We start from the raw sequence: 22,129 nt of genomic DNA on the forward strand, positions 1-22,129 counted from the left end.
CCAGCGGCCGGCATTGTCAGCGCCCCGGCCGGGCCGGGGCGCTGCCGGCTATCCCGGCATCAGGATCAGCGCCCCCAGCGGCGGCAGGGTCAGGGTCAGTGAACAGGGCTGTCCATGGGCCCTTGGCTGGCGCGCCGCTACCCCGCCACCATTGCCGACATTGCTGCCGCCATAGAGCTCGCTGTCGCTGTTGAACCGCTCGAACCAGCGGCCCTCGCGGGGCACGCCCACGGTGTAGTCCTGCAGCACCCGGGGCGTGAGATTGACCACCACCAGGGTGGCCCCACCGTCATGACTCCAGCGCAGCCAGGCCAGTACGCTGTTGTGCGCATCATCGCCGACCACCCATTCGAAACCATTCGGACGATCGTCCTGTTCATGCAGTGACGGCAGGGTGCGATAGAGCAGATTGAGCTCACGCACCAGGTGCTGAACCCCGGCATGACCGGCATCGCCGAGCAGCCACCAGTCGATTTCGCGATCGTGGCTCCACTCCTGCCACTGGCCGAACTCGCACCCCATGAACAGCAGCTTGCGCCCGGGATGGGTCCACATGAAGGTGAGATAGGCCCGCAGGCCGGCGAACTGCTGCCAGCGATCGCCCGGCATCCGGGTGATCAGCGATCCCTTGCCGTGCACCACTTCATCATGGGAGATCGGCAGCACGAAACGCTCCGAGTAGGCGTAGACCATGGCAAAGGTCATCTGGTGATGGTGGTAGCTGCGATAGAGCGGGTCCTGCCCCATGTAGCTCAGGGTGTCGTGCATCCAGCCCATGTTCCACTTCCAGTCGAAGCCCAGCCCGCCCTCGCTCACCGGCGCGGTCACGCCCGGCCAGGCCGTGGACTCTTCGGCAATCATCACTGCCCCCGACACTTCCTCGAGCACCACCTCGTTGAGATGGCGCAGGAAGTCGATCGTTTCGAGATTCTCCTGACCGCCGTAGCGGTTGGGAATCCACTCGCCCTCGCGGCGCGAGTAGTTGCGATAGAGCATGGAGGCCACGGCATCCACGCGCAGCCCGTCGATGTGGAATTCGCGCAGCCAGTGCAGCGCCGAGGAGAGCAGAAAGCCGTGGACCTCGCGGCGGCCGAGATTGTAGATGTAAGTGTTCCAGTCCTGGTGAAAGCCCTCGAACGGATGGCTGTACTCATAGAGCGCGGTACCGTCGAACCGGGCCAGCCCGTGCGGATCGGTGGGAAAGTGGGCCGGCACCCAGTCGAGAATGACGCCGATCCCGGCCACGTGACAGGCATCGACGAAGGCCGCGAAATCCTGCGGCGAGCCGAAACGGCCGCTGGGCGCAAACTGTGACAGTGGCTGATACCCCCAGGAACCGCCGAAGGGGTGCTCCATGATCGGCAGCAGCTCGACATGGGTGAAGCCCATCTCGCTGACGTAGGGAATCAGCGATTCGGCCAGCTCCCGCCAGCTGTAGCAGGGGCCATCGTCGCCGCCATGGCGGCGCCAGGAAGCGGCATGCAGCTCGTAGATCGAGATGGGCGCCTCGCTGGCCTGACGCAGGGGGCGGGCTGCCAGCCACTCGTCGTCGCGCCACTCGATGGGCGCCGGATCGGCCACCACCGAGCCGGTCAGCGGCGGTGGCTGCGTGGCCAGCGCGACCGGATCGGCCTTGTGCAGCAGCTGGCCATCCGCTCCGATCAGCTCGTAATGGTAGACCGCGCCGGGGGCCAGCCGCGGGATGAACAGCTCCCAGACCCCGGACGGATGACGCCGGCGCATCAGATGGCGGCGGCCATCGTGGCGATTGAACTCCCCGATCACCGAAACCCGCCGGGCATTGGGCGCCCACACTGCAAAACGCACGCCGGCCACGCCCTCCACACTCATCGCGTGCGCGCCCAGACAGGCCCCCAGCCGGCGATGCGTCCCCTCGCCGATCAGATAGAGATCGAGCTCGCCGAGCAGCAGCCCGAAGCTGTAGGGGTCCTCGACCACCTCCTCGCCCCACGGCCAGCGCACCCGCAGCAGATAGGGCTCGATATAGTCCAGGTGGGCCACGAACAGCCCGGGCAGCCGGCTGCGCCCCGGCCGCGCCAGCAGCCGGGCCGGCGTCTCGCGGGAGAGCACCTCGACGCCGATCGCCCCGGGCAGCCAGACTCGCAGGATGACCCCGCCATCGGGCTGCTCATGCGGTCCCAGCACGGCAAAGGGGTCGCCGTGGCGCCCCTCGCACAGCGCCTGGGCGGTATGCTCGTCGAGCTCCCGATCCGGTGCGGCAGTACCGGCGGCGGCCGACTCGATATGGCTGAAATCACTCATGAGATTCTCCCGGAATAGCGGCGCTCGTCGAGACCGTGATCATCCGTGCGTTGGATGGCCTCCGTCAGGGCCGCCAGACCGAACAGGGGCACCTTCAGCCAGTCAGGGCGATTGGCCGCCTCATAGGTCAGCTCATAGGCGGCCTTCTCGAACAGGCACAGATGCAGCAGGGTGGTGAAGGTATCGCCGCGCTCGCTCTCCATCTTGAGCGACGCTCCGGTGACTTCGCGGTAGGTGGCCAGAAAGGCCGCACTGGTGTCACGGTAGTACTGTTCGGCCACCCGGCGGTCCTGCTGCAGGGTGGCCTCGTCACGCTCGCTGCGCTGCGCATTCTCCAGCGCCATGGCGGCCGCGTAATCGAACGAGCGCAGCAGGCCGGCCACGTCACGCAGCGGGCTGTGCCGGGCCCGTCGCTCGGCCAGCGGCCGGGCCGGCTCGCCCTCGAAATCGATCAGCCAGGCATCCTCCTGGGCCACCAGTACCTGCCCGAGATGCAGATCGCCGTGAATGCGGGTACGCAGCGCGCCCACCAGCTGCGGCTCGACGGACTGCAGCCACTGCTCGAGCCGCTCCCGACCGCTCAGCACCACCGCCGCACGCGCCCGGCCGGCTTCGGTCAGCCCCGCCTGGCCATTGGCCAGCACCGCCATGGCCTCGCCCAGTCGGGCGCGGACACGTTCGAGCCAGGCGTGGGCCTCGGTGTCGTCAATGACCTGCGGCACGAAACCGGGCTCCTCGGTGGCGCGGGCCAGCACCAGGTGCATCTCGGCCAGCCGGCGCCCGAGGATGGCCGCAAAGGCGGTCAGCGTGGTCATGGCGCCAAAGCTCTCTTCAAGCGGCGGCTCACTGCTGCCGCCCTCCTCCGCGAGTCCCTCGCGGGCCTTCTCCTCGCTGGCCTCGCGCATGGCCCGCTCGAGCGTGTTGAGTGTCCACAGCCAGCCGTCGCCCTGGTTGGCGACATAGCCCTGGGCCACCATCAGCACATGGGGCGTGCCGCTCTCGTCGACACGCACGATCTCGCCCAGCAGCGGCGCAATGTGCTCGAAGCCCTGCCCGGTCAGGTAGCGGCCCATCTCGGCCTCGGGATGCTGACCGGATTCGAGCTTGCGAATCAGCTTGAGCACGATGCGATCGTCGATGATCACCGAGCTGTTGGACTGTTCGACGCCGGGATAGCGGACATCCTGCTCCTCGGGGGCCAGCTCGGCCCACAGCGGTGCCAGCCGCTCGCCGGGCAGGAACTGCAACTCTCCGTGTTCCAGCGCCAGACGCTGACCGAGCCGCAGCGACTCCATCAGCCGCAGGATCACCGACGGCATGGCGAAGGCATCGGTCAGATAGCCCACTTCGCGCCCGCGCCGCATGCGGGCCAGCGCCAGGGTTTCCACCAGCGCCGAAGGGTGCTGTTCATCGACATGGGTCAGGGCCAGCAGATAGCGCTGTGCCGCCTCGCTCTCGCCGGTCTCGATCCAGGTTTCGCACAGCAGCACGCTGGGCACCGTGTCGCCGGGCGGGGGCGTGAGGATGGTGGTGTGCCCCAGCTCGACCTCGAGCCGCGCCGCCTGCTTGGCGCCGAACCAGCGCCGCTGGGCGAGATAGATGGGCAGGATGTCCCGCTCCAGCTGACGCCGGGCGGGCGGTTGCAGGATATCCTCGATGCCGCGCTTGATGATCAGGGTCAGCAGATCCGGCATCACGCTGTGCGCCGGCGTGTGCCAGGCCGGCAGCTGGGCCTCGCCGGCCAGCGTGAACCAGTAGAACCCGTAGGGCGGCAGCGTCATCTGATAGGGCGCCCGCACGATCGGCGGAAAGGCACTGCCGCCGATCATTTCCACCGGCACCTCCCCCTCGAACGCCGACAGGTCGAGCGCCACCGCCTGGGCGGTACGGGACACGTTGGCCACGCACAGGATGACATCGGTCTCGCCGCCCTCCGCGCCATATTCGCGCAGATAGGCGAGAATGCGCCGGTTGGCCGGCGTCAGCATGCGCAGCGTACCGCGCCCGAAGGCGCGATGGCGATTGCGTACCGCCAGCAGGCGGCGGGTCCAGTTCAGCGGCGAGTGCGCATCGCGCGCCTGGGCCTCGACATTGATGGTCTGAAAGCCGTAGAGCGGGTCCATGATCGGCGGCAGCACCAGGCTTGCCGGATCGGCGCGCGAGAAGCCGCCGTTGCGATCCATCGACCACTGCATCGGCGTGCGCACCCCGTCCCGATCGCCGAGATGAATGTTGTCCCCCATGCCGATCTCGTCACCGTAATACAGCACCGGTGTTCCGGGCATCGACAGCAGCAGGCTGTTGAGCAGCTCCACCCGGCGCCGGTCACGCTCCAGCAGCGGGGCCAGCCGCCGGCGGATGCCCAGATTGATGCGCGCCCGCCGGTCGGCGGCGTAGTGCTCCCAGAGATAGTCGCGCTCGCGGTCGGTGACCATTTCCAGCGTCAGTTCGTCGTGGTTGCGCAGGAAGATCGCCCACTGGCAGTTGTCGGGAATGGCCGGCGTCTGGCGCAGGATGTCGGTGATCGGAAAGCGGTCCTCCTGCGCCAGTGCCATGTACATGCGCGGCATCAGCGGGAAGTGGAAGGCCATGTGGCACTCGTCGCCGTGACCGCTCCCGTCGCCGCCGAAATAGGGCTGGGTGTCCTCCGGCCACTGGTTGGCCTCGGCCAGCAGCATGCGGTCGGGATAGTGCCGGTCGATCTCGGCGCGAATCCGCTTGAGTACCGTATGGGTCTCGGGCAGGTTCTCATTGTTGGTGCCCTCGCGCTCGATCAGGTAGGGGATGGCATCCAGCCGCAGCCCGTCGACGCCCATCGCCAGCCAGTAGTGCAGTACCCGCAGTACCTCTTCCAGCACCGGGGGATGATCGAAGTTGAGATCCGGCTGATGGGAGTAGAAGCGGTGCCAGAAGTACTGCCCCGCCACCGCATCCCAGGTCCAGTTGGAGTGCTCGGTATCCAGAAAGATGATGCGGGTGCCGCTGTAGGCCTGGTCGCTGTCCGACCAGACATAGAAGTTGCGCTCCGAGGAGCCGCGCGGAGCCTGACGGGCGCGCTGAAACCAGGGATGCTGGTCGGAGGTGTGGTTGATGACCAGCTCGGTGATCACCCGCAGGCCCCGGGCATGCGCCTCGCTGATGAAGCGCTGGGCGTCGGCCAGCGTGCCGTAGTCGGGGCTGACATCGTAGTAGTCGGCAATGTCATAGCCGTCATCCCGCCTCGGCGAGGGATAGAACGGCAGCAGCCAGACGGTGTTGACCCCCAGCGACTGGATGTAGTCGAGCTTCTCGATCAGCCCGGCGAAATCGCCGATGCCGTCATTGTTGGCATCGAAGAACGACTTGACGTGCACCTGATAGATGACCGCGTCCTTGTACCACAGCGGATCCTCGATGAAGCGCTCGCCTGCTGCCTCGCCGCTTCCCGCTGCTGCACTCTCCACCGAGTGCAGGGCGGTGCGAACGACCCTGCCGCTGACATTGATCATGATCCTGCCCCCCCCCCAATCCCTGGTCTCGTCACCGTTGTCCCGTCAGGCCACCCCGCGCCATCCCTGATCCGGCGCGCGGACACGCCAGATCCCGAAGGGCATCTCCGGGGTCAGCCGGGTCCACTGCCACTTGCCGTACCAGCTCCAGCGGTGCCCGGTCATCAGGTCCTCGCCATGGAGCTCGGCATCATCAGCGAGTCCGAACCACCACAGCGGCAGCTCGAAGTGCCCCTCCTGGGCGGCATGCGGATCAAGACTGATGGCCACCAGCACCACATTGCCCTGCTCGGGCGTGCCCCGGGCAAAGTAGAGAATCCGCTCGTTGTCGATCTCCAGGAAGGTGATGCCGGTATGACGCTGCAGCGCCGGATTGTCGCGCCGGATCCAGTTGAGCTGGGCGATCTCGCCGTTGATGTTGCCGGGGGCGAAGTAATCGCGCGGGCGGATTTCGTACTTCTCGGCGTCGAGATACTCCTCCCTGCCGGGAATGGGCGCCGCTTCACACAGCTCGAATCCGGAATACATGCCCCACAGCCCCGAGCCCATGGTGGCCAGCGCGGCACGGATCAGGAATCCCGGACGACCGGAGGACTGCAGGAACACCGGATTGATATCGGGCGTATTGACGAAGAAGTTGGGCCGATAGCACTCGCGCAGCGGCGACTCGTTGAGCCGGGTGAAATACTCGGTCAGCTCGGCTTTGGTATTGCGCCAGGTGAAGTAGGTGTAGCTCATGCTGAAGCCGACCTTGCCCAGCCGTGCCATGATCGCCGGCCGGGTAAAGGCCTCGGCGAAGAACAGCACCTGCGGATCACGGCTGCGGATATCGGCAATCAGCCACTCCCAGAACGGAAACGGCTTGGTGTGCGGATTATCGACCCGGAAGATCTTCACGCCCTCATCCACCCACAGCTGCACCACATCCCGCAGCGCCTCCCAGAGCGCCGGCCGGGCATCCTCGGCGTAGAAATCGACGTTGACGATGTCCTCGTACTTCTTGGGCGGATTTTCGGCGTAGCGGATGGTGCCGTCGGGCCGCCAGGCAAACCAGCCGGGATGCTCCGCAAGCCAGGGGTGATCCGGCGAGCACTGGATGGCGAAATCCAGCGCGATCTCGAGATCATGCTCGTGGGCGGCGCGCACCAGCGCCCGGAACTCCTCGAAGCCGCCGAGCTCGGGGTGGATGGCGTCGTGACCGCCCGCCTCGCTGCCGATCGCATAGGGGCTGCCGGGATCATCCGGCGCCGGGGTCAGGGTATTGTTGCGCCCCTTGCGATGGGTATGGCCGATGGGATGAATGGGCGGGAAATAGAGCACGTCAAAGCCCATGTCGCGAATCATCGGCAACCGGGCATGCACATCGGCGAAGGTGCCGTGACGCCGGGCATCATCGGTCTGCGAACGCGGAAAGAGCTCGTACCAGCTGGCAAAGGCGGCGCGCTCGCGATCGACATCGAGCGGGTAGTGACAGTCGCTGCGGGTGAGATGTTCGAAGGCCTCCGCCTGCTGCATCGCCGCCTGGGTTTCGGGACTCAGCAGGGTATCGACACGCTCGGCCGTGGTGGCCGGTTCATGGTCAAGCTGTGCCAGGACCTGGCGGAGCTGGATCAGGGCCGGCGGCTCGTGCCACTCCCCGGTGCCATCCTGCAGTGGCTGACCATTGCCGTTGCCCAGCCGGTCGAGGGCATCGAACACCAGCCGGCGCCCCTCCTCGAGCTCAAGCGCAATCGGTACGCCGGCGGCGTGCTTTTTGGTCAGCTCGTTGCGCCAGGTTCCGAAGACGTCGCGCCAGGCTTCGATCACGAACTCGTACCGCCCCAGCGTCTGCGGCGTGATGAAACCTTCCCAGAGATCATTGCCCGCCGGCTGTACCAGCGTCATCGGCGCAGTATGCCAGCCGGCGGCCGCCTCCTGGCCCGGCGGCACGGGTCGCCAGCACACCCGTGCCGCCAGGGTGTCATGGCCATCGCAGAGGATCACCGCCGTGACCCGCACGGTTTCGCCGACAATGGCCTTGGCGGCAAAGCGGCCGTCATCGACGCTCGGCATCACCGCTTCGATCGCCAGCCGCGGGGCATGCATCATCTCCGTCAGCGAATGCCGGTCGCGCCCGGCATGACGCGGTGCCTCGGCCGACCCGAGGCTCGCGGTCATGCCGGCCCCCGCCCCCTCGCGGGCGCGGCCCACGGCGACGCCGGTATCGGCCCGCTCGGACCGCGACGCGCGATAATGCGCAGACTTGTTCATGGTCTCTCCCTGACCGCCCCTGGCGTGTCCTGTTTCGATCGAATGCCCCACACGCTGCAGACCCGGCGCTACCAGCCCGGCCCGTTGCTCTCGTGGCCCCTGACCAGTTCCAGCAGCACCAGCGAACGCCCCACCACGGCATAGCGCTCGTCACCCTCGAACATGGACAGGGTGTGGCGTTCGGGCTCGGCGGTATGCAGCCGAAGACACCAGCCCTCACCACTGTCCACCGGCGGCAGGCGGAACTCGACCTCCTCCGGATGGGTGTTGATCAGCAGCATCAGCGTGCTGGCGCTGCCCCGCTGACGAATGCCGGTCGGCTGGGCCCGCCCGTCGAGCAGTACGCCGATCGCCCCGGACTCGGGGGCCTCCCAGTCCTCGATGGTCATGCCCTCGCCCGCCGGCGTCAGCCAGCTGACGTCCCGCACATCGAGCTCCTCGTTGTATTCGCCGGTGAGAAAGCGGGAGCGATGCAGCACCGGATAGTGCCGGCGCAGGGCGATCAGACGCTGGGTGAAGGCCAGCAGCGCCTGTCCCTCGGCGGACAGGTCCCAGTCCACCCAGCCAATCTCGCTGTCCTGGCAGTAGGCGTTGTTGTTGCCGGCCTGGGTGCGGGCGAACTCGTCACCCGCCAGCAGCATCGGGGTCCCCTGGGAGAACAGCAGCGTGGTCAGCAGGTTGCGCATCTGCAAAAGGCGCAGCGCACGAATCTCGGGGTCGTCGGTTTCCCCTTCGACACCGTGATTCCAGGAGTGATTGTCATCGTGACCGTCGTTGTTGTCCTCGCCGTTGGCCTCGTTGTGCTTGTCGTTGTAGGTCACCAGATCGCGCAGCGTGAAACCGTCATGAGCGGTCACGAAATTGACCGAGGCATAGGGCTTGCGACCGCGATGGGCAAACAGGTCGGCGGAGCCGGTCAGGCGAGTGGCAAACTCCGCCAGCTGCCCCTCATCGCCCTTCCAGAAGCGGCGCATGGTGTCGCGGAAACGGTCGTTCCACTCCGCCCAGCCGGGCGGAAAACCGCCCACCTGATAGCCGCCGGGGCCGCAGTCCCAGGGCTCGGCGATCAGCTTGCACTGCGACAGCAGCGGGTCCTGACGGCAGGCGTCGAGAAAACCGCCGCCCTCGTCGAAGCCGTGCGGCTCGCGGCCGAGGATGGTCGCCAGATCGAAGCGAAAACCGTCCACCCGCATCTCCTCGGCCCAGTAGCGCAGCGAGTCGGTGACCATCTGCAGCACCCGCTGATGGGAGAGATTGAGCGTGTTGCCGGTCCCGGTATCATTGATGTAGTAGCGCGGCTCCTCGGGCATCAGCCGGTAGTAGGTGGCGTTGTCGATACCGCGATGCGACAGGGTCGGCCCCATCTCGTTGCCTTCGGCGGTATGGTTGTAGACCACGTCCAGCAGCACCTCGAGACCAACCGAGTGCAGTCGGGCCACCATCTCCTTGAACTCGTTGACGGTATCGGTGGCCATGTACTTCGGATGCGGGGCAAAGAAGGCCAGGGTGTTGTAACCCCAGTAGTTGTGCAGCCCCAGCTCCTGCAGATGGCGGTCGTCGGCGAAGGCATGGATCGGCATCAGCTCGATCGAGGAGATGCCCAGTCGGCGCAGATAGTCGGTGATCGCCGGCACCCCCAGCCCCGAGAAGGTGCCACGCAGCATCTCGGGCACTTCCGGGTGGCGCATGGTATAGCCGCGCACGTGGGTCTCGTAGATGACCGTATCGTCCCAGGGAATGTGAATCTCCCGGGAGCGCCCCCAGGTAAAGGCCGGATCGATGACCCGGCATCTGGGCATGAAGGGCGCGCTGTCGCGCTCGTCGAAACTGAGATCCCCGTCCTCGTGACCGATGGTGTAGCCGTAGAGCGCATCATCCCACTGCAGCTCCCCCACCAGCTGCTTGGCATAGGGATCGATCAGCAGCTTGTTGGGGTTGAAGCGGTGCCCCTGTTCCGGCTCGTAGGGGCCGTGGACACGATAGCCGTAAATCGTGCCGGGCCGGGCATCGGGCAGATAGCCGTGCCAGACCTCGTCGGTGTATTCCGGCAGCTCGATGCGTTCGCGCTCCTCGTGGCCGTCGGCACTGAACAGACAGAGCTCCACTTTCGTGGCATGGGCCGAAAACAGCGCAAAATTGACCCCCAGACCATCCCAGGTCGCCCCCAGCGGCCACGGCAGGCCTTCCCGCACCCGCGAGCGCTGACGCTTCTCGCCGATCTCTGCGATCTGCTCTTTCTGCGCTTCATCGGCCGGCTCCCAGCCCCCCGGCGGCATGGCCGTCTCCTCATGACTGGCACCGTGCTCGGTGCCGCGTGCGGGATCGTCGCTGTCGCCATACATGGTTGGATCACTCATCAATCAGGGCTCCGACAGGAGAATGCCATTCTGCTTGAGCAGTGGTTGCCGGCAGCGCCGGGCGTGCCCCCGGGGTCGCTCTTCCGGCAGCCTCGAATCCGCGGATCATGATTTGCGCGGTCGCCGGGACGAGCCGGTACCGGAGGTATTCGAGCCGGCCGTGCGTGTCCGGCGACTGCGCCCGCGCGGCTTGTCGGGCACCGGCGTTTCGGGCGGGGCCGCGGTATCGGGGCTGTCGGGGCCGGTTTCCGGCACGTCCGCCGGCGGCGGCACATCTTCCGGCGGGTCGGCCGGCCGCTCGAGGTCCGGATCATCCGGCAGCGCGGGATTCACCTCCGGCCGCGGAGGTTCGACGGCCGGTTCCGGTGCATCCGCAGCAGCCGGGGCATCCGGCGCCGCAGTGTGCGGCGAGGCCGCGCCGACGGACGCCCTGACGCCCGTTTCCGGCATTGGCGTGTGGGCATCGGTGCGGTGTTCGGCCTCGACCAGCCGGCACGCCATGTGCCAGTGCCGATCGGCCTCCCCCTCCGGACAGCCTTCCGACTCCCAGATGCGATAGGCCAGCAGTCTGATACGCAGTTGTTCGTCCATCATCGCCCCTCCTCAGGGATCGCCTGCATCGTCACGCACCAGCAGGCACAGCGGCAGCTCGGTCAGCAGCCGGCCAAGGGTCACACTCTGTTCCATGCTCCGACCCAGCGAGGATTCGGCACAGCGCAGGGTGACGGTTCGTCCTGTCAGCCAGTCCATCCATGGCATGCGACAGATCTGCATGTCGCTCTCGTCAAACCAGCGGAGCCGGGTCCGGCCCCAGTACTTCGGATCGATCTGCAGCGTCTCGCCCTCGAGCAGGGTGCCGACATGCCGCGCTGCCACCACCACCAGCTGTTGCTGACCGTGACGGCGCCGGAAGGCCACCACCTGATCGGCCCGTTCGCCCTCGGCAGGCAGCGGCTGGTAGTCGCCCTCGGCCAGCAGTGCCGGGTAGCGCTGACGCAGCAGCAGGAGCATGTGCACGAGTGCCTGCTTGACGTGCCCGTCACGCCAGTGCTTGTGCAGCTCGACGAGGGGCTGCGGACCGGCCAGGGTACGCTGGCGCATCGCAAAATCGACCGGTCGCCGGTTATCGGGATCCACCAGCGAAAGATCCCAGTATTCGGCGCCCTGGTAGAGGTCCGGCACGCCCGGCGAGGTCATCCGCAGCAGGGTCTGCATCAGCGAATTGAGTGCCCCGGCGGGAGCGATCCGCATGGCCATGGCGTGGATCGAGCGGCGCAGGGGATATCCCGCCGGCGAGGTCAGCAGTCCGCGGGTGAAGGCGCGGCACGCCTGCTCATAGGCCGTGTTGGGATGAAGCCAGTGGCTGGTCAGCTTGGCCTCGCGCAATGCCTTCTGCTGCCAGGCCTCGATTCGATCGGCAAACTCGCTCAAACCGGCCGCGTCGTCGGGTGACAGCTCCTGCGGCCAGGCCCCTGCCAGGATCTGATAGAGCATCAGTTCATCGGCCGGCAACGGGGTAATCCCCGAGTCGATCACCGGCGTTGCCTGGCTGCGCAGCGCGCCGGCATCGACGAACCAGTGGCGCACGGCCTCGGCATATTCACTCCCCCACTCCGACAGTGCCGCCAGCCGGGCACGTACATCCTCGCCACGCTTGTGATCATGGGTGGCCGTGGTCAGCATGGCGCGGGGAAAGCGGGCGTGACGATCGAGATTGGCGGCATGAAAGTGCGCCACCGACATCGCGAAGGTGGACGCCTCGAAGCCGACATCACTGCGCGACAGCAGCACGCCACTGCGATAGCCCGCGGTGTCCTCGACCGCCTTGGCGGCCACCGGCGAGGTCAGCTGCTGAAAGCGGGTAATGGCGCGCAGCCGGAGCGTGCACTCGGGCTCGTCGAAATCGCCTGGCGCCTCGCCCCCCAGCCACTTCTCCAGCGCATCGAGCACCTGCTGTCCGGGAGGTTCGACGCAGTTACGGGCGGCCTTCAGCGCCCGCTGGAAGTGCGGCTCGTCTACTGCCGGGCGGCCGTGCTCGTCAGCATAGGTCCGGTAGATGCCGAACTGCACCACCAGTTCGCGCAGGGCGCGCCGGATCATGCCTGCGGTCAGGTCGCGACTGGCCGGATGGCTGATCGCCACCGCCCGCAGGGCGCGTATGCAGCCCTCGAACTCGCTGGCCAGCAGGCTCCCCAGCATCAGCCGCCGCGCGCGCAGCGTCTCGAGCCGGAAATCCGCGGTACGCCCGGAGAGCGAACTCCACAGCGTGGCCAGCGGCATCTCGCCCCGGGGATCATGCTGCAGCGCATTGACACTGTTCATGAAGGCATAGCCGGTATCACCGTCCACGCCCCAGTCGTCGTGCAGCTGCTCGTCCTCGGCGAGGATCTTCTCGACCAGGATCGGCAGCCGCGCCGGCGCACTGCTGCGCTCGGTCGCCGGACGACGGGCAGCCAGTTCATCGACGCGCGCCCGCAGCCGGCGGCAGTAGCCGCGCGGATCGGCCAGGCCATCGACATGATCGATGCGCAAGCCATCCACCCAGCCACGCTCGATCAGCTCGAAGACCCGGGCATGGACCGCCTCGAAGACCTCCGGCAGCTCGACCCGTACGCCCGCCAGCTCGGTGATATCGAAAAAGCGCCGCCAGTTGAGCTCGTCGTTGCCGGTGCGCCACCAGGCGAGCCGGTACCACTGACGCTCCAGCAGCGCGTGCAGCCGCTCGGCACCCTCCGGGGTATCGCCCTGGTACGCCACCAGCACCCGGGCAAGGTCACGCTGCGCCGTCTCACCGGCCAGCCACTGACCGAGCTCGGCGCGCATCCCTTGCACTCCCGACCGGGCCCGCTCGGCCTCGTCCGGCGACAGCGGCAGTGCGTCGGCCTGCGCCGCCAGCGACTCGGCACCGGCTGCCCTCAGGATGTCGCCCAGCGAGTGCATCGCCAGCGGAAAGCGGTGCTCGTGGTAGCGCAGCTGCAGCACCCCGGCCGCTGCATCAAATTCCGGCTGCAGCTCGCCGGAGCGCAGCACCACGCCATAGGTATCCCCCAGCAGCGGCAACAGCATGCGCCCGTTGAGCGCCGGATCGGGCACCCGCCAGTCGATATCGAAACAGTGGGCCCGGGCACTCTGCTCGCCCATCAGCAACACGTCCTGCCACCAGGGATTCTCGTGACCGATGGCCAGATGATTGGGCACGATATCCATGATCAGGCCCATGTCATGGGCGTGCAGGCGCTCGATCAGCCGCCCCAGCGCCGCCTCGCCGCCCAGCTGCGGATCGATCCGGCCGGGGTCGATACCGTCATAACCGTGCGTCGAATCGGTACGCGAGGCCAGCAGCGGCGAGGCGTAGAGATGACTGACGCCCAGTGCACTGCAGTACTCGACCAGTTCGCAGGCGTCATCGAGGGTAAACCCCGGATGAAACTGCAAGCGCAGCGTGGCGCGCAACGACGTCATGAGGGGGTCTCCGGGCCGGGTGCGGGATCGCTGGCGTGATAGGCACGCTCGAGCGTGGCGCTGTCGACCCCCGGATTGCGGATCTGGCGCAGCATGGCCAGCCGCGCCTGCACGGCATCGGATGCCAGCCGGTTAGCCTCGGGTGGCTGACGCCGGCACCAGTTGGGATGGCCGTTCACGGTGCCGGGCAGGTTGGCCTGCTCGATTTCGCCCAGCAGGTCCTCGAGCGGAATCAGTGCCAGCCGGCTGGCACTGCGGGCGATCAGCCGGATCGCGCCATCCACCACCTCCGCCGGCACGGCGTCCGTGGCGATGCCCAGGGCAGCGGCCAGCCGCTGGCGCTCCTCCTCGCGTCCGGCCCGCTCCTGCGCCGGCTCGTCGATCAGCCCGAGGTGCTGGCGCCAGTCGATGTCGCGCTCCTGCCACCACCCGGCCACGGTAGGCAGGTCATGGGTACTGGTCATTGCCACGGCGTCCCGGGTGTAGTCCGCCGGGGAACGGAACCCGCCGTCATCCCCGCGCTCGAACCACAGGACCCGCATGCCGAGAATCCCCCACTCGTTCAGACGCTGCCGAAAGTCGGGGGCCACCGTGCCCAGATCCTCGCCGATCACGATCGCCCGGTGACGCCAGGATTCCAGCGCCACCAGCCGCAGCAGATCCTCTTCCGGATAGGAGACATAGGCCCCTTCGGTCGGCGCGGCCCCCTGCGGGATCAGCCACAGCCGCGACAGCCCCATGGTGTGATCGAGGCGGATGCCGCCGGCGTGGCGCAGCCCGGCGCGCAGCGTCTCGATGAAGGTGGCAAACCCCTCGCGGATCAGGCCGAGCGGCGAGAAGCCGGCCACGCCCCAGTTCTGACCGTGCGGGTTGAACTCATCCGGCGGCGCGCCGACATCGAGCGTGGTCAGGGTCTCGCCGGGGCGGCTCCAGGCCTGGCTGCCCTGGGGCGACACGCCCACGGCAATATCGGCAATCAGCCCGATGGCCATGCCGGCCTCCACCGCCGTGCGCTGCGCCCGCGCCAGCCCCCGGTCGATCAGCCACTGGGTGAAGGCATGAAAGGCGATCTCCTCGCGCTGGCGACGCATGAATGCCTGCGCCTTCGGCCGTTCGATGTGCTCGTGGCCCGCGGGCCAGCCGGCCGGATCACCGAAGCTTGCACACAGCGCCTCGAAGCAGCAGTGCTCTTCCAGCATCCGCCCATGGCTGCGGCGAAAGCGGGCAAAGTCGGCCTTCAGCCCGTGATCCTCGGCGGCGCCGCGAGCGTGACTGAAGCGCTCGAACACCCGCCGCAGCCAGCGCCAGCGCGCCGCTGCCACCGCCGGATAGTCGATCAGCTCCAGCGCTTCGAGCCGCACCCGGTCGAGCTCGAACGCCTCCCGGGTAAAGGTTTCGGCCAGCAGCTGATCGGGCGCGGCATGCAGGGCGTTGTAGACCAGCCGGCTGGAGGGGGCGTAGGGACTGATGCGCTCGGCATCATGGGCGAACAGGGCATGCACCGGGCTGATGGCCACGCTGTCGACTCCGGAACCGGCGGCACGCCTGACCAGCTGTTCGAGCGCGGCGGTATCGCCGAGCCCGCCATCCCCCTGACGCCGCAGCCCATAGACCGGCACGGTAAGGCCGTAGCGCCGCTCGCGCGGCAGGGCCATCGCATCGATATCGGCAAGCCCGAAGGCCCGCTCCGGCGCTACCACCAGGGTACCGCGATAGAGCACCGCCTCCTCGCCGGACGCAGCGGCCGGCCTGATCTCCAGCTGATAGTAGCCCGGTTGCGCCGGTGCGCTCAGCTCGCCCGGCGCGGTCAGCTCACCCTCGCGCACGCCCCCGTTTTCATCGGTCAGCACCCAGCGGCTGCCGGCGGGCACGGCCGATGGCAGCGCCACCGGCTGCGCCAGCCGGGCCGTCAGCAGGGGCGGCCACTGCGCCGGATGCTCGGGCTGGTGCAGCCGAATGAGGCGCTGCCGACTCGTGGCGATCTCCTCCTCGTCTCCGGCAGGCAGCCCCAGTCCTGCCAGCACCGCACGCAGCACGTCATCGCTGACCCGCCGGGCAGTATTCGAACCGTCCACCCAGTCGATACTGACCCCGGCCGCCTCGGCCAGCCGATGCAGTGGCGATGTCAGCTCGCTCATACCCCGGCCTCCAGCCGCCAGACACGTATCGCACCGCCGGGCAACTCGGTCACCTGCTCCCCCGTTCCCCACTCGAACAGCTGGTGGCCCCGGATCACCGGCTGCATCACCGAGGTGTCGCCGAGATTGACCGCCAGCGACAGCAGGCTGCCATCTCCCAGCTTCCAGCGCGCATGCACGGCCCGATCTCCCAGCACCTCGGCATCGAGGGTTTCGACGCCCTCGAGCCGCGGCACGATCTCGGCATGACGCAGCGCCAGCAACCGCTGATGCAGGTCGAGCCAGTGCTGCTGACGGGGGTCATCGTCCTGCCACCGGGGCTGCGATGTGGTAAAGCTGGCCTCGGCATTGGGGTCGGGAATGGTGGCGCGGACCTCCGGATCGGCGAAGGCAGGAAAGGCGGCGAACTCGCCACGTCGCCCCTCGCGCACCGCCTCCGCAAGCTCCGGGCGGTGGTCGGTAAAGAACAGGAAGGGACGCGTCTCCCCCCATTGCTCCCCCATGAACAGCATCGGAATGGGAGGCGCCAGCAGCAGCAGCACGGTCGCCGCCTCCAGCCGGGTACTGTCGACCAGCTCGATCAGACGCTCGCCGAAGGCGCGATTGCCGATCTGGTCATGATTCTGCAGAAAGTGCACAAAGCGGGTCGGCGGCAGATAGACGCTGGGCGCCCCGCGGGGTTCGCCCCGGCCGTTCGGCTGACCCTGATAGAGAAAGCCCTCCCCCAGCACTCGGGCCAGCCCGGCCGTGGGCTGTTCGCTGTAGTCGGCGTAGTAGCCGTGCTGCTCATCGGTCAGCAGCACATGCATGACGTTGTGAAAATCGTCATTCCACTGCGCGGTGAAGGCGGACTCCAGCAGCCCGGCCGAGTTGCGCTCGTCCTCCAGCACCAGATGCACATGCCGGCCCAGTTCCACGGTACTGTCGATCTCATCACTCAACCGACGCAGGAAGTCATCATCATCAATGGCGTGCACGGCATCCAGCCGCAGGCCGTCGAAGCGATACTCCATCAGCCACATCAGGGCGTTATCGATGAAAAAGCGCTGCACCCCGGGATGACGGAAATCGATCGCAGCCCCCCAGGGGGTGGCAACATCCTCGCGGAAAAAGGCAGCCGCATATTCGGGCAGATAGTTGCCATCCGGACCGAAATGGTTGTAGACCACATCCAGCAGCACCATCAGCCCGAGCCCGTGCGCGGTATCGATCAACGCCTTGAGCTCTTCCGGCGTGCCATAGGAGGCCTCGACGGCATACGGCAGCACACCGTCATAGCCCCAGTTACGGGCGCCGGGAAACTCATTGATCGGCATCAGCTCGATGGCGGTAATGCCCTGACCGGCCCATTGCGCCAGCTGCCGACTGACCGCCGCAAAGCCGCCCAGCAGCCCGACATGCACCTCCAGGATCACGGCTTCATGCCAGGGGCGCCCCGGCCAGTCGCCATGGCGCCAGCGAAAGGCCTGCGGATCGACCACCCGACTGGCGCCCTGTACGTCGCCATGCTGCGCCCGTGCCGCGGGATCGGGCACGGCCAGGTCCTCCCGGATGCGAAAGCGATAGGCGGTGTCGCGGCCACAGTCCGCCTCGATGCTGAAATGCCCCTCACCCTCGTCACTCATGGGCAACCGCTGCGGCTCGCTGCCCGGGGTTTCCAGTTCCAGCTCGACCGCTGTCAGCGACGGCGCCCACAGATCGAAGCGGGTGCGTCCGGCATCGATCAGCGTGGCCCCATAGGCCGTCAGGTAGTGGAAGTGACGGCTCCCCGTATCGCCCTGGGTGACATTCGTACTCATATCGGCCAGTCCCCCTGACGCAGATAAAGGGTCCCCAGCGGCGGCAGGGTCAGTTCGAGCGAGGCGGCATAGCCATGACTGGCGTGGGGCCGGGCGTGCAGCGCGCTGCCATTGCCGAGATCCGATCCGGCATAGAAGCGGCTGTCGCTGTTGAAGATCTCCCACCAGGAACTGAGCGCCGGTACGCCGACGCGGTAGTTGTAGCGGGCACAGGGCGTGAAGTTGACCACCACCAGCAGCGGGGCGGTCCCCGCCTCTCCGGAGCGCAGAAAGGCAAATACGCTGTTGTCGGCGTCGTCGCTGACCACCCAGGTAAAGCTCTCGGGGCTGCAATCGCCGACATGCAGCGCCGGCTCCTCGTTGTAGATGCGATTGAGGTCGGCCAGCGCCCGGGCCAGACCGCGCGGCCCCTGTTCATCGAGGCGGTACCAGTCCAGCTCGCCATCATGGTGCCACTCGTGGCGCTGACCGATTTCGGCCCCCATGAACAGAAGCTTCTTGCCGGGATGGGCCCACATGAAGGCCAGATAGGCGCGCAGCCCGGCGAACTGCTGCCATTCGTCACCGGGCATCTTCGTCAGCAGGGCGCCCTTGCCGTGTACTACCTCATCGTGGGAGAGCGGCAGTACATAGTGTTCGGCGAAGGCATAGTGCAGCCCGAAGGCGATGTCATGATGATGGTAGCGACGATAGAGCGGATCACGGCTGACATAGTGCAGGGTGTCGTGCATCCAGCCCATGTTCCACTTGAAGGTAAAACCGAGCCCGCCGACGGCCACCGGCGCGGTCACCCCCGGCCAGGCAGTGGACTCTTCGGCGATGGTGATGACGCCGCTGCAGCGCTCGCCGATGGCGGCATTGAGTTCGCGCAGGAAGGCCACCGCCTCGAGATTCTCGCGTCCGCCGTGGACATTGGGCAGCCACTCGCCCTCGGGTCGGCTGTAGTCGCGGTAGAGCATCGAGGCCACGGCATCCACCCGCAGCCCGTCCACATGGAAGTGTTCGAGCCAGTAGAGCGCGCTGGCGATCAGATAGCCGCGCACCTCGTGCCGCCCGAAGTTGTAGATCAGGGTATTCCAGTCGCGGTGCACACCCTCGCGCGGGTCGGCATATTCATAAAGCGCCGTCCCGTCGAACTGCGCCAGGCCGTGGGCATCGGCGGGAAAATGGGCCGGCACCCAGTCCAGGATCACGCCCAGTCCGGCGTTGTGGCAGGCATCGACAAAGCGGGCAAAGGCCTCGGGCGGGCCGAAGCGCGAACTGGGCGCGAACATCCCCAGCGGCTGGTAGCCCCAGGAACCGCCGAAGGGGTGCTCGGTGATCGGCAAAAGCTCGACATGGGTAAAGCCCAGATCGGCCACCCAGGGGATCAGTCGCGCCGCCAGCTGATCCCAGTCCGGCAGTCGCCCCCCCTCGCCGCGCTGCCAGGAACCGACATGCAGCTCATAGATGGAGAGGGGGGCATGATGCCAGGCGATCTCGCTGCGCCGCTGCAGCCAGTGGCCATCCTGCCAGACCAGCGGGGTATCCTCGGCGACGATCGACGCCGTACCCGGCGCCTGCTCGCAGAAGCGTGCCACGGGATCGGCCCGCAGCTCGGGCTGCCCGCCATGGCGGCCGATCAGCTCGAACTTGTAGCACTCCCCGGCCGCCACCCCGGGCACGAACAGCTCCCACACCCCGGCGGTGGCGTGATAGCGCATCGGATGGCGCCGGCCATCCCAGCTGTTGAAGTGGCCCACCACCGATACCCGGCGGGCGTTGGGGGCCCAGACGGCGAAATGGACGCCGAGGACTCCTTCATGCTCGATCGGATGCGCCCCGAACAGGCGATGGAGTTCGTAATGCCGCCCCTCGTTGAACAGGTGCAGATCGAACTCCCCCAGACGCAGCCCGAAGGCGTAGGGATCATCGGCAAGCTGAATGGCTTCCGGCCAGTGAATACGCAGCCGGTAGGGCTGCTGGGCCGGCAGGCGGGTCCGGAAGACACCTGCTTCGTGCAGCCGTTCGAAATCCGCCAGAGGATGGTGCTGGTGATCAACGGCCTCGACGGCCAGGGCACCCGGCAGCACGGCCCGCACGACCACGCCATTGCCCTCGGCATCGGCATGCGGTCCCAGCCATGCTCCGGGATCACCATGAATGCCTGCCGCCAGCGCCTCGATGGCAGCCCGTTCCGCGCGACTGATCGGCATGATCGGCTGTTCCGCCATGCTCATGCGCGCCTGCCGGTGCGAGCCAGTACCCGGTCCGAGGCCACCAGCGTCGAATAGAGATCGGCATAGGGCTGTACCGACAGTCGCCACTGATAGTGGATCGCCATCGCCGCACGGCGCATGGCGTAGAACAGATCGGTCGCCCCGAAGACCCGGAAGGCGCGCCGGATGGCCTCCTGGAAGTCATCCGGGCTCATCTCGTCGAACAGAAAGCCGGTGACGCCGTCCTCGATGGTATCGGCCAGCCCGCCGGTGCGGTGGGCAATCGGCAGCGAACCGAAACGCTGGGCGTACATCTGCGACAGCCCGCAGGGTTCGAAACGTGATGGCATCAGCAGGAAATCACTGCCGGCGAACAGACAGCGCGCCTCCCGCTCGCTGAAACCGATGCTGACCCCGATGGCGCCGGGGAAGCGCGCCGCCAGGTTGCGCAGGGCATTCTCGATCGGCGGCTCGCCGCAGCCGATCACCACGATCTGGCCGCCGGAGCGCACGATCGACTCCGCCACGGCGATGGTCAGGTCCAGCCCCTTCTGATGTACCAGCCGCGACACCACGGCAAACAGCGGACCGTGGCTGACCGCCAGCCGGAAGCTGCGCCTGACATACTCGGTATTGGCCCGCTTGCCGGCCCAGTCGCTGGTGGCGAAGGAGCGCGCCAGGTAGGTATCGGTACGCGGGTTCCAGCTGTCATCGATCCCGTTGACGATGCCGGTCAGCCGCCCCTGCCCGGCCAGATCGGCCAGCAGCCCGTCGAGCCCGCAGCCGAATGCCGGGGTGGTGATTTCGCGGGCATAGGTGGTGCTGACGGTGGTGATGTGATCGCTGTAGACCAGCCCGGCCTTCATGAACGAAAGCTGATCGAAGAACTCGAGCCCGCCTGCTTCGAAGGCGGAGTCCGGCACCCCCAGCCGGGCGGCGCTGGTGCGCGAAAACAGTCCCTGATAGGCCAGATTGTGGATGGTGAAGACACAGGGAGTGGTCACGCCACTCCAGCGCAGATAGCCGGCGGCCAGTCCCGCCTGCCAGTCGTGCAGATGCAGCAGATCGGCCTGCCAGGGCGCGGCAACCGGCTCGTGACGGTCATGGCCTTCACACAGCTGGGCGGCTGCCAGCGAGAGCCGGCCAAAGCGGATATCGTTGTCGCTCCAGTCCCGGCCCTGGGGGTCGAGATAGGGTGACCCGGGACGCTCATAGAGTTCCGGACAGATCAGCGTGTAGACGATCAGCCCCTCGGGCAGCTCGATCCGGCCCAGCCGGCAGGAAGGAATTTCCGCCCGCCCCGGCAGTTCGGCCACCACGGTGATCGGCCAGCTGCCGTTGATGACCTGCGGATAGCCGGGTATCAGCACCCGTACATCGTGATGCACCTGCAGCGCGCGGGGCAGCGCCGCCGAGACATCCCCCAGGCCACCGACCTTGACGAAGTCGGCAATTTCGGAGGTGACGAACAGAACCCGGTGACCGACCGGCTCACCGTCACGGCCGCGACGCTCGGCATCGTTGCCGGCTTCGATGTCGGCCGGGGTTGAAGCAGTATTCCGGGAAGCCAGAACTACCATGATGCGCACTCCCTCGCCTGTGAATGCGCCGGGATCCGGTTCGGCCGCCTTGCGCCATGACCACGCACCGCGCAGGCTCACTTCGGATCAGCGATCGGCAATCATGGCTGCCGGTACCCACCCGTGCAGCAGACCGACCTTCCGGCAGCTGTCTACGGAAACGCAGCTCCGTAGTTGTTACACCGGCCTCGTCACTGCTGCTGGACTGTTGATGGAGCGCCTGCGTCCCTGCCTGCGCCGGACAGCCTCTGACGGGCCTTGTAGTTTCGATATAGCCAGCCCGGTGGGCGGCGTCAATGGGCGGTTGAGACGCTTACATTATGTTGCAATCAATATTGCTCAATCGCTTCGATAAATGACTGCAATATCAAGCGAATGGTGTTCCGGCGCGCAAGCGGGGCCGTGAATGCGACATTCTGATCTCAGACCAAAAGCTGTCAATTCGACGGGCACAGGCATGACAGTCATCGACCGACAGGGATGACAGCTTTCGGGGCGTCAATTGACGCCGGCTGCGATATGATCAACCATGCAGGGATAGCACCGGGCCTTGCCGCTGTCCGACCGGGCCGGT

The 22,129-nt window shown here is 67.0% G+C and carries 10 protein-coding genes; all 10 read right to left on the reverse strand.

Annotated features, from left to right (window positions below):
- Positions 1–48: 48 nt before the first annotated feature.
- Positions 49–2,283 (reverse strand): 1,4-alpha-glucan branching protein GlgB, encoded by a 2,235-nt coding sequence (gene glgB, locus C7446_RS07495; RefSeq protein WP_121172476.1) that lies wholly within the window; start codon positions 2,281–2,283, stop codon positions 49–51.
- On the reverse strand, positions 2,280–5,771 hold the full coding sequence (treS, locus tag C7446_RS07500; RefSeq protein ID WP_121172477.1) for a maltose alpha-D-glucosyltransferase: 3,492 nt from the start codon (positions 5,769–5,771) through the stop codon (positions 2,280–2,282). The genes glgB (C7446_RS07495) and treS overlap by 4 nt, the downstream gene beginning before the upstream one ends.
- Before the next feature lie 45 nt (positions 5,772–5,816).
- On the reverse strand, positions 5,817–8,021 hold the full coding sequence (locus C7446_RS07505) for an alpha-1,4-glucan--maltose-1-phosphate maltosyltransferase (RefSeq protein ID WP_245977756.1): 2,205 nt from the start codon (positions 8,019–8,021) through the stop codon (positions 5,817–5,819).
- Positions 8,022–8,089: 68 nt separating this feature from the next.
- Positions 8,090–10,378, reverse strand: a complete 2,289-nt coding sequence (gene glgX / locus C7446_RS07510) for a glycogen debranching protein GlgX (RefSeq protein WP_245977757.1) — start codon at positions 10,376–10,378, stop codon at positions 8,090–8,092.
- A gap of 105 nt (positions 10,379–10,483) precedes the next feature.
- Entirely contained in the window at positions 10,484–10,972 is a 489-nt protein-coding gene (locus C7446_RS16570) for a DUF2934 domain-containing protein (protein ID WP_211327895.1), read from the reverse strand.
- Between the two features lie 9 nt (positions 10,973–10,981).
- Positions 10,982–13,840 (reverse strand): malto-oligosyltrehalose synthase, encoded by a 2,859-nt coding sequence (gene treY, locus C7446_RS07520; RefSeq protein WP_121172478.1) that lies wholly within the window; start codon positions 13,838–13,840, stop codon positions 10,982–10,984.
- Positions 13,837–15,978, reverse strand: a complete 2,142-nt coding sequence (gene malQ / locus C7446_RS07525) for a 4-alpha-glucanotransferase (RefSeq protein ID WP_121172479.1) — start codon at positions 15,976–15,978, stop codon at positions 13,837–13,839. The genes treY and malQ overlap by 4 nt, the downstream gene beginning before the upstream one ends.
- Positions 15,975–17,777, reverse strand: coding sequence for a malto-oligosyltrehalose trehalohydrolase (gene treZ / locus C7446_RS07530; protein WP_121172480.1), 1,803 nt, complete (start codon positions 17,775–17,777; stop codon positions 15,975–15,977). The genes malQ and treZ overlap by 4 nt, the downstream gene beginning before the upstream one ends.
- The gene (glgB, locus tag C7446_RS07535; RefSeq protein WP_121172481.1) at positions 17,774–19,996 is read right to left on the reverse strand and encodes a 1,4-alpha-glucan branching protein GlgB; all 2,223 of its coding nucleotides are present in this window, start codon (positions 19,994–19,996) and stop codon (positions 17,774–17,776) included. Before glgB (C7446_RS07535) ends, treZ begins: the two co-directional genes overlap by 4 nt.
- Positions 19,993–21,555, reverse strand: a complete 1,563-nt coding sequence (gene glgA / locus C7446_RS07540) for a glycogen synthase GlgA (protein ID WP_121172482.1) — start codon at positions 21,553–21,555, stop codon at positions 19,993–19,995. Before glgA ends, glgB (C7446_RS07535) begins: the two co-directional genes overlap by 4 nt.
- Positions 21,556–22,129: the final 574 nt, after the last annotated feature.

This window comes from Kushneria sinocarnis, from assembly GCF_003633775.1.
Classification (GTDB): Bacteria; Pseudomonadota; Gammaproteobacteria; order Pseudomonadales; family Halomonadaceae; genus Kushneria; species Kushneria sinocarnis.